Origin of the sequence: Micromonospora sp. NPDC048169, assembly GCF_040652815.1 — a bacterium.
In the GTDB taxonomy this organism is placed as follows: Bacteria; Actinomycetota; Actinomycetes; order Mycobacteriales; family Micromonosporaceae; genus Micromonospora.
Genome location: NZ_JBEZMS010000005.1, coordinates 202,568 through 215,134 on the forward strand (window position 1 = coordinate 202,568; position 12,567 = coordinate 215,134).

Genomic DNA, 12,567 nt, shown 5'->3' on the forward strand with positions numbered 1-12,567 from the left:
CGCTGGCTCGCCGCGCGCGTCGCCCGTCGCCACGGCTGGCCCGGAGCCCCGCTTCCTGCCCCTGTGGAGCGCGACACTCCACATCGAGAGAAGCCCGTTCCGCATCCCGGGACGCGGGTAGATCTTGGCAGGAAAGGGCCCTTATGGGGGCCGTTTCCTACCAAGATCTTAAAAACCCCGGCGAGGGCGACCGGTGAAGCGTGTCATGGGACGCGAATGCGGTGGGGCAACGAGCCGAGCACGCCGGACTGGGGCGAGCGCACTCGGTCAGCGGGACGCGACCGGTGCCACCGGAGAGGCCGCCGACCTCAGCAAGCCGGACCCGAACAGCCCGAGCCCCGGGGTGAACACCAACTCCCCACCACCTCCGCCGATCTTGCACTTTGGTGCCCGGCAATCCGCGCGGAGCGGACACCGAAAGGGCTCAAAGTGCAAGATCGGCGAGGAGGGGGTGACCCGGAGGGCGTCAGGGAGTGGGGGTGCCGGTGTAGAAGGCCTGGACCCGGGCGGCCGCGGCTCGGGCCTCCTCGGCCGGGGTACCGGCCTCGACGCTTGCCGCTGTCCAGCCGCTGCTGGACTCGGCGATGAAACGCAGGCCGTCGGGCGAGGCCATCCACTCGGCCGCGGCGGCCGGGTCGACGCCCGTGCCGTCGGCGGCGAAGTGGGAGGCCAGGCCGAGCAGCGCCAGGTCCCAGCCGATGCCAACCGCGCCCGGACCGTACTCGGCCCACCGGTCGTCGTCGACGTGCGCGACGTGTTCCAACTCGAACCGGGTACGCCCCGGGCCGGCTTCGCGCAGCCGTACCTCGATCCAGCTCACCTCGCCGCCGAACTCCCAGGTGGCGGCGAAGCCGTGCGGCGGGTCGCAGCGTTCGACGACGCCACCGGCGTTGCCCTCCAGCTGGTACCGGCCGCCGAGGCTCAGGTCGCCGGAGATCGGCAGGAACCAGCGGGGTATCCGTTCCGGATTGGTGCAGGCGTCGAAGACGTCGGCCACCGGTGCGTCGTACGTCTGGGCGATGGTGAGCACCCGCGCCTGCCCGGCGGGCAGCGTACGGTCGCCGATGCGGCGCTCGACGGCGCTGATCTGTCCGGTCACGTCCATCATGGGTCGGTCCTCTCGTCGGTGGTGTCCTCGCGCAGCCGTCGTTCGCGGCGGCCCCGGGCCAGCTCGGTGGCGAGCGCCGTCAGCGGCGGCGTCCAGAAGCGGCGGAACCCGTCCAGCCACGCGTCGATGTCGCGCAGCGGGGCGGGGTCCACGGCGTAGAGGCGGCGGGTGCCCTCGGCGCGCACTGTGGTGAAGCCGTGTTCGCGCAGCACCTTGAGGTGCTGGGAGACGGCGGGCTGGCTGATGCCGAACTCGCGCCGCACGGTCTCGCCGAGCGTGCCGGCGGGCTGTTCGCCGTCGGCGAGCAGCTCCAGGATCCGGCGGCGGACCGGGTCGCCGAGGACGTCGAAGGCGTGCACGACCCATGTATATCAGGAGAGGCTTATATAAGCCAGGACTGACGCAGCAGGCTACGCGGGGCGCCCGTCGCACCCGGGCGCCCCGCGTACCCCCGTGGTCAGCCGCCGAGACGAGCGGCGACGGTACGGCGCAGCTCGGGGAGGCGGTCGTGCAGCAGCCCCGGGCACTGCGTGTTGTTGAAGTCCTTGTGCCCGTAGATCTCGGTGGGCGCGATGCCGTACTGCTGGCAGGTGAACGCGCAGAACGTGACGAGGCTGTTCCAGAGCGCCTGCGGCGGCTGCACGTCCACGTAGATGCCGTCGTTCTCGATGCCGATGGCCTGGCTGTTCTGCCCGACGCAGTGCGCGCCCTGCACCATGGTCTGGCCGTGCAGCAGCGCGTAGAGGCTGCCGTGCCGGCCCTCGGTCAGGTAGCCGCCCCGGCTGTTTGTGAAGTGCTGCCCGGAGTCGAGCCAGCCGTTGCCGTCCATGTGCAGGTCCTGGATGTCGCGGGAGTTCCGGTACGCCTGCGCCAGGCTGTAGTCGGTGGTGTTCGGGAACGCCGTGTGATGGACGATGATCTTGTTGGGCCGGCTCGACACCACGCTCACCGGCGACGAGGGCGGGCGGGCGCCCCAGGTCGCGCAGTTGGCGATGGTCGGCTGGTCGACCCGGGTGGCGGCGGCCCGCGCGCCGGGACCGGCGCCGATCTGGGTCAGCGCGCCGACGCCGGCGGCGGCGCCGAGCAGGACCGCGCCGCGCAGCACGGTCCGCCGGGGTACGGGAACGGACATCGCAACCTCCTCGCGGAAGGGGAGCGCCGGATCTTCCGGTACGCCGGGCGTGGCGGGACCGGCACCGCCCGCCACGCCCGGGCCGGGCTCAGCAGGGTCCGTTGCAGGCCAGCACGCGCAGCCGGTCGAGTGAGCCGTTCCAGACGTTCTGGTCACCGGGGAAGATCCCGGAGGAGGACCACTGCCAGAACGAGTACGTGCCCCAGCCCGCCGGCAGCGTGCCGACGCTGCTTGCGTAGCGGGCGATCCACAGTGGGTTGTTTGCGGCGAACTGCGAGGTGTTGCCGGTGCAGGTGCTCCACCAGTCGGTGGTCGTGTAGATGGTGGCCCACCGGCCGGTGCGGGCGTAGTACTGGTTGACGAACGAGGCGATCCAGCTGCGCATCGACGCCTGGCTCAGGCCGTAGCAGGTCGCGCCGTAGGGGTTGTACTCGATGTCCAGCGCGCCGGGCAGCGTCCGGCCGTCCTTCGACCAGCCGCCGCCGTGGTCGACGAAGTAGTTGGCCTGGGTGGCGCCGCTGGTGGTGTCGGGGCGGGCGAAGTGGTACGAGCCGCGGATCATCCCGACGTTGTACGAGCCGTTGTACTGCTGGGCGAAGTACGGGTTGGTGTAGTACGTGCCCTCGGTCGCCTTGACGTAGGCGAACCGGGCGCCGTTGGCCCACGCCCCGGACCAGTTCACGTTGCCCTGGTAGCTGGAGACGTCCATGCCGGGTAGTCCGGCCGGGGCGGCGGAGGCGGGAGCCGTCCCGGACAGGGCCGCCGCGGCGACGGTGACGGTGGCGAGCAGCGCGGCTCCGGCCACGCGCAGCGCCGATCGGATCGATCTGTGCATCTGTCCTCCCTGGGGGTTGCCGCGCTCCGGCGGCGGGAGTATGACGAAGGGAACTGTCGTCATTAGGGCACAGGGCGGAGAAACTTTTCAATAGATTGCATCGAAGAATTTCACTGAATAGGGCGCTCAGCCGAGCTGGGCGAGCGCCTCGGTGGCGGCGCGCTCGCCGGCGGTCACCGCGCCCTCCAGGTAGCCGCTCCACCGGGTCGCGGTCTCGGTGCCGGCCCAGTGCACCCGGCCCACGGGCGTGCGCAGTTCCGGGCCGTACGCGCACCACGCGCCGGGTGGCAGGACGCCGCAGAAGCAGCCGCGCGTCCACTCGTCTGCCGACCAGTCGTACTCGACGAGGTCGTCGGGGCGCGCGGCGGCCGGGCCGAAGATCGCGGCGAGCGCGTCGCACAGCGCGTCCCGGCGCGCGTCCTCAGCTAGCCGGCGCAGCGCCCGGGCCTGTGCGCCGTAGCTGAACGCGGTGAGCACCCCGCCCGGCGCTCCCGGCAGCGAGTTGTCCACCGTCTCGGTGAGCGGCCCGGTGTCGGTGCTGGACACGCCGGATCGGCCGTCGGCCCGCCAGAACGGCTCCGGGTAGAGCGCGTGCACCTTGAGCGCCACGCCCATCGGCATCCGCTGGGTCAGCCCGTCGCGCAGCGGCGGCACCGGCGGGTCGTACCGGATGCGCCCGGCCAGCGTCGGTGCCAGCGCGACCACCACGGCGTCGCCGCGGTGAGTCTCGCCGCCGGAGCGCACCCGCACGCCGTCGCCGTCCTGCGCGACGCCGTCCACCGGGGCGCGCAGGCACAGGCTCCCCGGCGGCAGCGCGGCGGCCATCCGCTCGGCCAGCGCGGCCGGACCACCTGCCACGCGGTCCTGCTGGGCGCCACCGGCCATGCGCAACAGTGAACGGGTGCCGCCGCCGCTGCGCAGGTAGAACAGCATGTGCAGCAGCGAGACCTCGTCCGCCGAGGCGGCCAGCAGCCCACCGGCGAGCATCCGTGCGGCGTACCCGGCGGTGGCCGGGTCGGCCGCGCTCGCGTCGAGCCAGCCGCCGAACGTGATCCGGTCCCACCGGGCCGCCTCGTCCGCCCGCCACGGCGCGGCCGGGTCGAGCCCGGCCGCCATCTCGTCGAGCGTGTCAAGCAGCGCGGACAGCCCCGGTGGCTCGCCGGTGGCCGGGCGTCCGCCGAGCAGCAGCGTCGCCGCGCCCCGCGTGGGGGAGGGGAACGTGGTCAGGCCGTACGCGGCGACGAGCGCGTACATCCGCTCCTGGGTCGGGCCGATCCACTGCGCGCCGAGATCCAGCCAGCCGCCGCCGGGCAGCGGGCGGCTGAGCGTCCGTCCGCCCACCCGGTCCCGGGCCTCCAGCACCCGTACCTCGGCGCCTGCGGCGTCCAGGGCGAGCGCGCAGGCCAGGCCGGAGAACCCGGCGCCCACGACGACGACCCGGTGGCGGCGCACGCGACGGCGTACCCCGCTCCCGGCCGGATTCACCCGGCCCGGCGTGTCGAAACCGGCGCCCACCGTTCGTGTGGAGGGTGAAGGGGCGGCGCGGGGCCGTCCCCGGCGGTGAGGAGACACCGATGAAGCAGTACCTGATCAGCATGTACCAGCCGGCCGGCCAGGGCCGTCCGGACCCGGAGTTCCTGGCCGGGGTGATGCGCGAGGTCGAGGCCATCGGCCGGGACCTGCGGGAGGCGGGCTGCTGGGTGTTCGGCAACGGCCTGCACGACCCGCAGACCGCCACCGTGCTGCGCCCGGCCGGTGACGAGGTGCTGGTGACCGACGGGCCGTTCGCCGAGGGCAAGGAGTACCTGGGCGGCGTCACCATCATCCGGGCGCCCGACCTGGACGCCGCGCTGGACTGGGGCCGCCGCTACGCCCTCGCCACCACGCTGCCGATCGAGGTCCGCCCGTTCCAGGGCGAGGGATGACCGCTGTCGAACGGGTCTTCCGGGCCGAGTACGGCCGCGCGGTAGCCGTCCTGGTCCGCCTCCTCGGCGACATCGACCTCGCCGAGGAGGCGGTCCAGGAGGCGTTCACCATCGCGGTGACGCGCTGGGCCGCCGACGGCCCGCCGGCCAGCCCGGCCGGCTGGATCATCACCACCGCCCGGAACCGGGCGATCGACAGGTTGCGCCGTGAGGCGACCCGGGCCGCCCGGCACGCCGAGGCCGCCCTGTTGCACGCCGCCGACCCGCCCGCCGAGGAGGGGCCCGTGCCCGACGACCGCCTGCGCCTGATCTTCACCTGCTGTCACCCGGCGCTCGGCACCGGCGCCCGGGTGGCGTTGACGCTGCGCCTGCTCGGCGGCCTGAGCACCGCCGAGATCGCGCGGGCCTTCCTGGTGCCGGAGCCGACGATGGCCCAGCGCCTGGTCCGGGCCAAGGCGAAGATCCGCGACGCCGGCATCCCGTACCGGGTGCCGCGCGACGCGGACCTGCCGGACCGGCTGCGCGGGGTGCTCGCGGTGGTGTACCTGATCTTCAACGAGGGGCACACGGCGAGCGCGGGGGACCGTCTGGGCCGCGCCGAGCTGGGTGCCGAGGCGATCCGGCTGGGCCGGCTGCTGGTCACGCTCATGCCGGACGAGCCGGAGGCGCTCGGCCTGCTCGCGCTGATGCTGCTCACCGAGGCCCGCCGCGACGCCCGGACCGGCCCGGACGGCGTGCCGGTGTCGCTGGCCGAGCAGGAGCGCGGCCGGTGGGACCGGGAGCTGATCGCCGAAGGGCAGGAGCTGGTCCGCCGCTGCCTGCGCCGGAACCGGCCCGGCCCGTACCAGATCCAGGCCGCGATCGGCGCCGTGCACGCCGACGCGCCCGCCGCCGCCGACACCGACTGGCGGCAGATCCTCGCGCTCTACGACCAGCTGGCCGCCGTCGCGCCCGGGCCGGTGGTGGCGCTGAACCGGGCGGTCGCGCTGGCCGAGGTACGCGGGGCGGCGGCCGGACTGGCCGAAGTGGAACGCCTGGACCTGGCCGGCTACCACGTGTGGCACGCGATCCGGGCCGACCTGCTGCGCCGGCTGGACCGTCCGGCGCGGGCGCGGGCCGCGTACGACGCGGCGATCGCCGGCACCGGCAACGCGGCGGAACAGACGTTCCTGCGGCGTGCCCGCGACCGCATGGCGGGATGATCGCACCGACAGTGCACGTAGGAGGCGCGAAGTGGGCACGTGAGGCCCGTGATCATCAAGGCATTGACGCGGCGGCAGAGAAAAGTACACTCCCGGTGTAATTAGTTTTCCGCGCTCCGTCGACCGCCACGAGGTGACGATGAGCCCACCGGGCACAGCCACCGACGATCAGGGCCTGGCGCTGCACCGCGTCGGCGTCCGCTTCGGCGGCCTGACCGCCCTCGACGACGTCTCGCTGCGGGTGCCGCCCGGCCGGGTCGTCGGCGTGATCGGGCCCAACGGCGCCGGCAAGACCACGCTGTTCAACGTGGTCTGCGGGTTCGTCCGGCCGACCGGCGGATCGCTCACACTGGACGGCAGGCCGTTCCGGCCCCGCCCGCACGCCCTCACCCGCCTCGGCATCGCCCGCACACTCCAGGGCGTCGGCCTGTTCGCCGGCCTGACCGTGCTGGAGAACGTGGTCGCCGGAGCCAGCCACACCGCCCGCGCCGGGTTCGCCGCCGCCCTGTTCGGCCTGCCTCGCAGCGACCGGGACGAGCGCCGGCTGCGCGCCCTGGCCATGGACCTGCTCGCCGAGCTGGGCATCGAGAAGTACGCCGACGCCGCCCCGGCCACCCTGCCGTACCCGGTGCGCAAGCGCGTCGCGCTGGCCCGCGCGCTGATCGCCCGGCCCCGGCTGCTGCTGCTCGACGAACCGGCCGGCGGCCTCGGCGCCGACGACGTGGCCGAACTGGCCGACCTGGTCCGCGCGCTGCCCGGACGCGACGACGGCTGTGCCGTGCTGCTCGTCGAGCACCACATGGACCTGGTCATGTCCGTCTGCCACGAGCTGGTGGTGCTCGACTTCGGCAAGGTGATCGCCGCCGGTGACCCGGAGAGCATCCGCGACGACCCGCGGGTCACCGAGGCGTACCTCGGGGCCGACGTGCCGGCCGAGGGGAGCACGACGTGACCGCCGTGCTGGAGGTGGAGGCGCTCAGCTGCGGCTACGGCCCGGTGCCGGTGCTGCGCGACGTGGCGTTCGCCGTTCCGGCCGGCACGGTCACCGCCGTGCTGGGCGCCAACGGCGCGGGCAAGACCACGTTGCTGCGTACCCTCTCGGGTCTGCTGCGGCCCACCGGCGGCCGGGTCCGGTACGCGGGGGAGGACCTGCGTGGTGTCCGGGTGGAACACCTGGTCCGGCGCGGCCTGGCGCACGTGCCGGAGGGACGCGGCGTCGTCACCGAGCTCACAGTGGCGGAGAACCTGCGCCTCGGCGGGCTGTGGCGGCGCGACCGGGCCGACGCCCGGCGCGCGCAGGACGAGGTGTACGAGCTGTTCCCCGCCCTGGCCCGCCGCCGCGACCACGCCGGGCACCAGCTCTCCGGCGGGGAACGGCAGATGCTCGCGATCGGCCGGGCGCTGATCGCGCGACCCCGGCTGCTGCTGCTCGACGAGCCGTCGCTCGGGCTGGCGCCGAAGGTCACCGCGCAGATCATGGCGCTGCTACGGCGGCTGCGCGACGAACGCGGGCTCACCGTGCTGCTCGTCGAGCAGAACGTGCGTTCCGCGCTGTCCGTCGCCGACCAGGGCATCGTGATGTCGCTCGGGCGGGTGGTGACTGCCGCGCCGGCCGCCCGGCTGCGCGACGACGACCAGCTCCGGCACGCGTACCTCGGATTCTAGGAAGGGGTGGCGGATGCAGCGGTTCTGGTTCCTCACCTTCGACGGGCTCGCCACCGGGGCGGTCTACGCGGCGTTCGCGCTCGCGCTGGTGCTCATCTGGCGGGCCGCCCGGGTGGTCAACTTCGCCCAGGGCGCGATGGCGGTGGCCACCGCCTACATCGGGTACGCGGTCGTCTCCGCCACCGGCTCGTACTGGCTGGGCCTGGCCGCGGCGATCCTGTCCGGGCTGGCCCTGGGCGCGCTGGTGGAGCGGCTGCTGATGCGGTTCGCCGGGCCGGGCGGGCCACTGAACCAGGTGATCGTCGCGCTCGGGCTGGTGCTGGTCATCCAGGCGGTACTCGGCATGGTCTTCGGCAACGACTACCGGCCCGCCCCGGCGCCCTTCGACACCGACGCGCTCACCATCGGCGGGGTGGCCGCGCTGTCCCCGTACGACCTGTGGGTGCTCGGCGCGGCGTTGACGGTGGTGGCGTCGCTCGCGCTGCTGTTCACCCGTACCCCGGTCGGGTTGCGGATGCGGGCCGCCGCGTTCGCGCCCGAGGTGTCCCGGCTGCTCGGCGTCAGCGTCGGCCGGATGCTCACGCTCGGCTGGGCGCTCGCGGCCGGGGTGGGCGCGCTGGCCGGCATGCTCGTCGTCCCCACCGGACTCGGACTGCACTCGCACGCCATGGACCTGGTCTTCGTGGTCGCGTTCACCGCCGCCGTGGTCGGCGGCCTGGACAGCCCGGTCGGCGCGGTGGTCGGCGGCCTGCTGGTCGGGCTGATCCTGTCCTACGTCACCGGCTACCTCGGACCGGACACCACCCCGCTGGCCGTCCTGGTGCTGCTGCTGGCAGTCCTGCTGGTCCGCCCCGGCGGGCTCTTCTCCGCGGCGAGAGCGAGGCACGTGTGACGACCACCCCCACCGAGATCGCGCCCGCGGCACCGTCCCCGCTGCGGCGGCTGCTCCCCGGCGCACCGGCCGGACGCGAGGCGCGCGGCTCCACGCTGCTGCGTCACCTGGCGCTGGCCGTGTTCGCCGGCACGCTCGTCGTGCTGGTCACCAACCAGCTCGCGCCGTACCAGAACCTCCAGGTGGCGCGCGTCTGCGCGTTCCTCTGCGTCACCGCCGGGCACACCGTGCTGGTCGGGCTCAACGGCCAGCTCTCGCTCGGGCACGGCGCGCTGATGGCCACCGGCGCCTACACGGTGGCGCTGACCCAGCGGGCCCTGGACGAGCGGGCCGTGTCCGGCTGGTGGACGCTGCCCGCGTCGCTGCTCGTGGCCGTCGCGGTGACCGCGCTCGGCGGGCTGGTGATCGGGCTGGCCGCGGCCCGGCTGCGCGGCCCCTACCTGGCCGGCGTCACGCTGGCCGTGGCGACGCTCGTCCCGGCGGTCACCACGATCTTCACCGGCGTGTTCAACGGCGAACAGGGCCTGCCGTTCCCGGCGCAGACGCCACCGGCGGCGCTCGGCGCCTACTTCCAGCCGGAACGCTGGCTGGCCTGGATCGCGCTGGCCGCCGCGCTGCTCACCATGCTGCTGCTGGCCAACCTGGTGCGCAGCCGCTTCGGCCGGTCCCTGCGGGCGGTACGCGACGACGAGGTCGCGGCCCGGCTCGCCGGCATCCCGGTGGCCCGCACGCAGGTGCTCGCGTTCGTGGTCAGCGCCGCCTGCGCCGGTCTGGGCGGCGGCGCGTACGCCATGATCACCGCCACCGTAGCGCCCGGCAAGTTCCCGCTGGACCTCTCGCTCTTCCTGCTCATGGCCATCGTGATCGGCGGGCTGGGCAGCCTGGCCGGCGCGGTCTGGGGAGCGGTGCTGCTGGTCGCGCTCCAGGATCTGCCCGGCCTGCTCACCGAACATCTCAGCCTCTCCGCCGGCCTGGCCCAGCGGCTGGAGGGCAACCTCGCGCTCGCAGTGTTCGGCCTGGTCCTCATCGTCGTCATGCTCGCCGCGCCGGGCGGCATCGCCGGTGGCGTCCGCGCCGCCCGCGCCCGGCTGCGCGCCGCGCTGCGCCGCCGCCGGGCCCCCCACCGGTCGCCGGACCGCTGACCTCACCGGTTCCACCCACCGTTCGCACCGCCGCACCGGATTGGAGAACCATGCGCCCCACCACCCGTCGCGTTCTCGCGGCCGCCGCAGGCCTGGCCCTGCTGGCCGCGTTGCCCGCCTGCGCCGACGACGAGAAGCAGGCCGCCGAGAACGTCCCCGGCGTCACCGACACCGAGGTCGTCATCGGCACCCACCAACCGCTCACCGGACCGGCCGCGCCCGGCTACTCGAAGATCTCCGCCGCCACCAAGGCGTACTTCGAGCACGTCAACAGCAAGGGCGGGGTGCACGGCCGGAAGATCGTCTACAAGGTCATGGACGACGGCTACAACCCGGCCAGCACCGAGAACGTCGTCCGCAAGCTGGTGCTCGACGACAAGGTCTTCGCGCTGCTCGGCGGCCTGGGCACGCCGACGCACACGAACGTGCTGGAGTTCGTCAAGACGCAGAAGGTGCCGGACCTGTTCGTCGCCTCCGGCAGCCGCAACTGGAACCAGCCGGACAAGTATCCGACGACGTTCGGCTGGCAGCCCGACTACACGGTCGAGGGCAAGATCCTCGCCGCCTACGTCAAGCGCGAGTTCCCCGGCGCGAAGGTCTGCCACTTCGGGCAGAACGACGACTTCGGGCGGGACTCGCTCGTCGGGGTGGAGCAGATCCTCGGCCCGGTGACGGCGAAGCAGACGTACACCACCACCAACCAGCAGGTCGGCCCGGCCATCGGGGCGCTGCGCGCGGCCGGCTGCCAGGTGGTGATCGCGGCGACCATCCCCGGCTTCACCGCGCTCGCCATGGGCCAGGCCGCCGGGCAGGGCTTCAAGGCGCAGTGGGTGGTCTCCAACGTGGGCGCCGACTACACCACGCTGGCCGCCCAGCTCGGCGACAAGAAGGTGATCCTCGAGGGCATGGTCGCCGACAACTACCTGCCGAACGTGGCCGACACCGCCAACCCGTGGATCCAGGAGTTCACCAAGATCCACCAGAGGTACAACGCGGGTAACCCGGTCGACGGCAACGCGATCTACGGCTACTCGATGGCGTACACGTTCGTCCAGGCGATGCTGGCCGCCGGGCCCGACCCCACCCGGGAGAAGCTGGTCGAGGCCGTGCGCAAGGGCGGCTTCCGCGGCCCCGGCCTGGTCCCCTTCCGGTACGCCGACGGCGTGCACGCCGGCTACGGCGGTGTCCGGCTCACCAAGGTGAGCAACGGTGTGCAGGAGTACTTCGGTCCCGCCTACACCACGGACGACGGTGCCGGGGCGGTCACCGAGTTCACCGAACCGCCGACCGCTCCGCCCGCCGACGCGGTGCCCACCGCGTGAGGCGTACCGCCGGGCGGCCGGGTGCCGGTCGCCCGGCGGCACGCACGTAGAGTGGCCGCCGGTACCCGAGCACAGGAGATCCGTACCCATGATCGAGGTGGAGGCCGACCCGCCGGAGCGGGTGGACGGCCGCGCGGCGCGGGCCGAGCGCACCCGGGCGGCGATCGTGGAGGCGCACCTGGCCCTGATCGACTCCGGTGACCTGCGGCCCACCGGGGAACGGATCGCCGAGCGGGCCGGGGTGTCGCTGCGCACGCTCTGGACCAACTTCAAGGACATGGAGACGCTGTTCGCCGCGACCGGGCGGCGGGTCGGCGAGCGGCAGGCCGCACTCTGGCGGCCGGTGCCGCCGGAGCTGCCGCTGACCGCCCGGATCGCCGCGTTCTGCGACCAGCGCGCCCGGCTGCTGGAGGTGCTGGCGCCCTCGGCCCGCGCGTCGGCGCTGCGGGAGCCGTTCTCCCCGCAGTTGCGCCGCAACCGGGAGGCGGCCGTCGCCCGCGTCCGGCAGGAGATCGAGTCGGTGTTCGCCCCCGAGCTGGCGCAGGCCGGGCCGGGCCGGGAACAGTTGCTCGACGCGCTCACCGTGGCCGGCACCTGGTCGGCCTGGTCGATGATGCGCGACTCGATGGGGCTCGACGTCGACGCCGCCCGCGCCGTGATGGCCCGTACGCTCGGCGCGCTGCTGGTCGACGCGATCGCCGCCGGCCTGCGCTGAGCGCTCGCGCCGGCCTGCGCTGACGGTCCCGGCTCCCGGTCAGGCGATCTCGCCGGTGGTGGCCACCTCGCCGAGCTGGCCCAGCGTGCTCAGGTAGGTGTCGTGCAGCTCGTCGGTGGCCGCCGTGCACGCGTCGGAGACGGTGACGATGCGGTACCCGTTGTCGACCGCCTGGTAGGCGGTGGCGGCGACGGCCAGGTTCGTCGCGACGCCGGTGAACACCACGGTCCGCACGCCCCGGGCGCGCAGGATCAGGTCCAGTTCGGTGCCGGAGAATCCGCCGAGCCGGGTGCCGGTGACCACGATGTCGCCGGGCTGTCGCGCGACCTCGTCAACGATCCGGGTCTTCGGGTCGCCCTCCAGGAACGCCCCGCGTTCGGCGATCATGGCGAAGCTCGGGGTGTTGGTGATCAGGTCCGGATGGCCGGGCCGGTAGGCGACGCGGGTGAAGACCACCAGGCCGCCCGCCGCCCGCGCGGCGGCGGCGACCCGGGCCGCGTTCGCCGCCACGCCGTGCCGGGCCACCTGGCCGGCGAAGAACGGGCCGAAGACGCCGTCCGGGCTGACCACCTCGTGTTGCCAGTGGACGCCCACGACCGCTGTGTGTGCCCAGTCGATGCGCTGCATGG

Annotated in this window: 14 protein-coding genes; 8 read left to right on the forward strand and 6 right to left on the reverse strand. The window is 73.8% G+C overall.

The window, feature by feature from the left end:
• Positions 1-466: 466 nt before the first annotated feature.
• From AB0D28_RS07125 to AB0D28_RS07145, 5 genes are all read right to left on the reverse strand, one after another.
• Positions 467-1,108, reverse strand: a complete 642-nt coding sequence (locus AB0D28_RS07125) for an SRPBCC family protein (RefSeq protein ID WP_357383139.1) — start codon at positions 1,106-1,108, stop codon at positions 467-469.
• Entirely contained in the window at positions 1,105-1,467 is a 363-nt protein-coding gene (locus AB0D28_RS07130; protein ID WP_357383141.1) for a metalloregulator ArsR/SmtB family transcription factor, read from the reverse strand. Before AB0D28_RS07130 ends, AB0D28_RS07125 begins: the two co-directional genes overlap by 4 nt.
• 98 nt (positions 1,468-1,565) lie before the next feature.
• Positions 1,566-2,240 carry a peptidoglycan recognition family protein gene (locus AB0D28_RS07135; RefSeq protein ID WP_357383143.1) on the reverse strand — a complete coding sequence of 225 codons (675 nt, stop codon included), beginning with the start codon at positions 2,238-2,240 and terminating at the stop codon, positions 1,566-1,568.
• An 88-nt stretch (positions 2,241-2,328) separates the two neighbouring features.
• Positions 2,329-3,075, reverse strand: a complete 747-nt coding sequence (locus tag AB0D28_RS07140) for a lysozyme (protein ID WP_357383145.1) — start codon at positions 3,073-3,075, stop codon at positions 2,329-2,331.
• A 126-nt stretch (positions 3,076-3,201) separates the two neighbouring features.
• Positions 3,202-4,590 (reverse strand): NAD(P)/FAD-dependent oxidoreductase, encoded by a 1,389-nt coding sequence (locus AB0D28_RS07145; protein ID WP_357383147.1) that lies wholly within the window; start codon positions 4,588-4,590, stop codon positions 3,202-3,204.
• 59 nt (positions 4,591-4,649) lie between these two features.
• On the opposite strand from AB0D28_RS07145, the gene AB0D28_RS07150 reads away from it, so the two are divergent.
• From AB0D28_RS07150 to AB0D28_RS07185, 8 genes are all read left to right on the forward strand, one after another.
• Positions 4,650-5,000 carry a YciI family protein gene (locus AB0D28_RS07150; protein ID WP_064445706.1) on the forward strand — a complete coding sequence of 117 codons (351 nt, stop codon included), beginning with the start codon at positions 4,650-4,652 and terminating at the stop codon, positions 4,998-5,000.
• The gene (locus AB0D28_RS07155) at positions 4,997-6,202 is read left to right on the forward strand and encodes a sigma-70 family RNA polymerase sigma factor (protein ID WP_357383149.1); all 1,206 of its coding nucleotides are present in this window, start codon (positions 4,997-4,999) and stop codon (positions 6,200-6,202) included. Before AB0D28_RS07150 ends, AB0D28_RS07155 begins: the two co-directional genes overlap by 4 nt.
• Positions 6,203-6,341: 139 nt before the next feature.
• Positions 6,342-7,154, forward strand: a complete 813-nt coding sequence (locus tag AB0D28_RS07160) for an ABC transporter ATP-binding protein (protein WP_357383151.1) — start codon at positions 6,342-6,344, stop codon at positions 7,152-7,154.
• Positions 7,151-7,867 (forward strand): ABC transporter ATP-binding protein, encoded by a 717-nt coding sequence (locus AB0D28_RS07165; protein WP_357383153.1) that lies wholly within the window; start codon positions 7,151-7,153, stop codon positions 7,865-7,867. Before AB0D28_RS07160 ends, AB0D28_RS07165 begins: the two co-directional genes overlap by 4 nt.
• A 13-nt stretch (positions 7,868-7,880) precedes the next feature.
• Positions 7,881-8,759: a branched-chain amino acid ABC transporter permease gene (locus tag AB0D28_RS07170; RefSeq protein WP_357383155.1), complete on the forward strand. Its 879-nt coding sequence runs from the start codon at positions 7,881-7,883 to the stop codon at positions 8,757-8,759.
• On the forward strand, positions 8,756-9,901 hold the full coding sequence (locus AB0D28_RS07175; RefSeq protein WP_357383157.1) for a branched-chain amino acid ABC transporter permease: 1,146 nt from the start codon (positions 8,756-8,758) through the stop codon (positions 9,899-9,901). The genes AB0D28_RS07170 and AB0D28_RS07175 overlap by 4 nt, the downstream gene beginning before the upstream one ends.
• 50 nt (positions 9,902-9,951) lie before the next feature.
• Positions 9,952-11,223 carry an ABC transporter substrate-binding protein gene (locus AB0D28_RS07180; protein WP_357383159.1) on the forward strand — a complete coding sequence of 424 codons (1,272 nt, stop codon included), beginning with the start codon at positions 9,952-9,954 and terminating at the stop codon, positions 11,221-11,223.
• Positions 11,224-11,311: 88 nt separating this feature from the next.
• Positions 11,312-11,938 carry a TetR/AcrR family transcriptional regulator gene (locus AB0D28_RS07185; RefSeq protein ID WP_357383161.1) on the forward strand — a complete coding sequence of 209 codons (627 nt, stop codon included), beginning with the start codon at positions 11,312-11,314 and terminating at the stop codon, positions 11,936-11,938.
• A 39-nt stretch (positions 11,939-11,977) separates the two neighbouring features.
• On the opposite strand, the gene AB0D28_RS07190 is transcribed toward AB0D28_RS07185, so the two are convergent.
• Positions 11,978-12,565: a cysteine hydrolase gene (locus AB0D28_RS07190; RefSeq protein WP_357383163.1), complete on the reverse strand. Its 588-nt coding sequence runs from the start codon at positions 12,563-12,565 to the stop codon at positions 11,978-11,980.
• Positions 12,566-12,567: the final 2 nt, after the last annotated feature.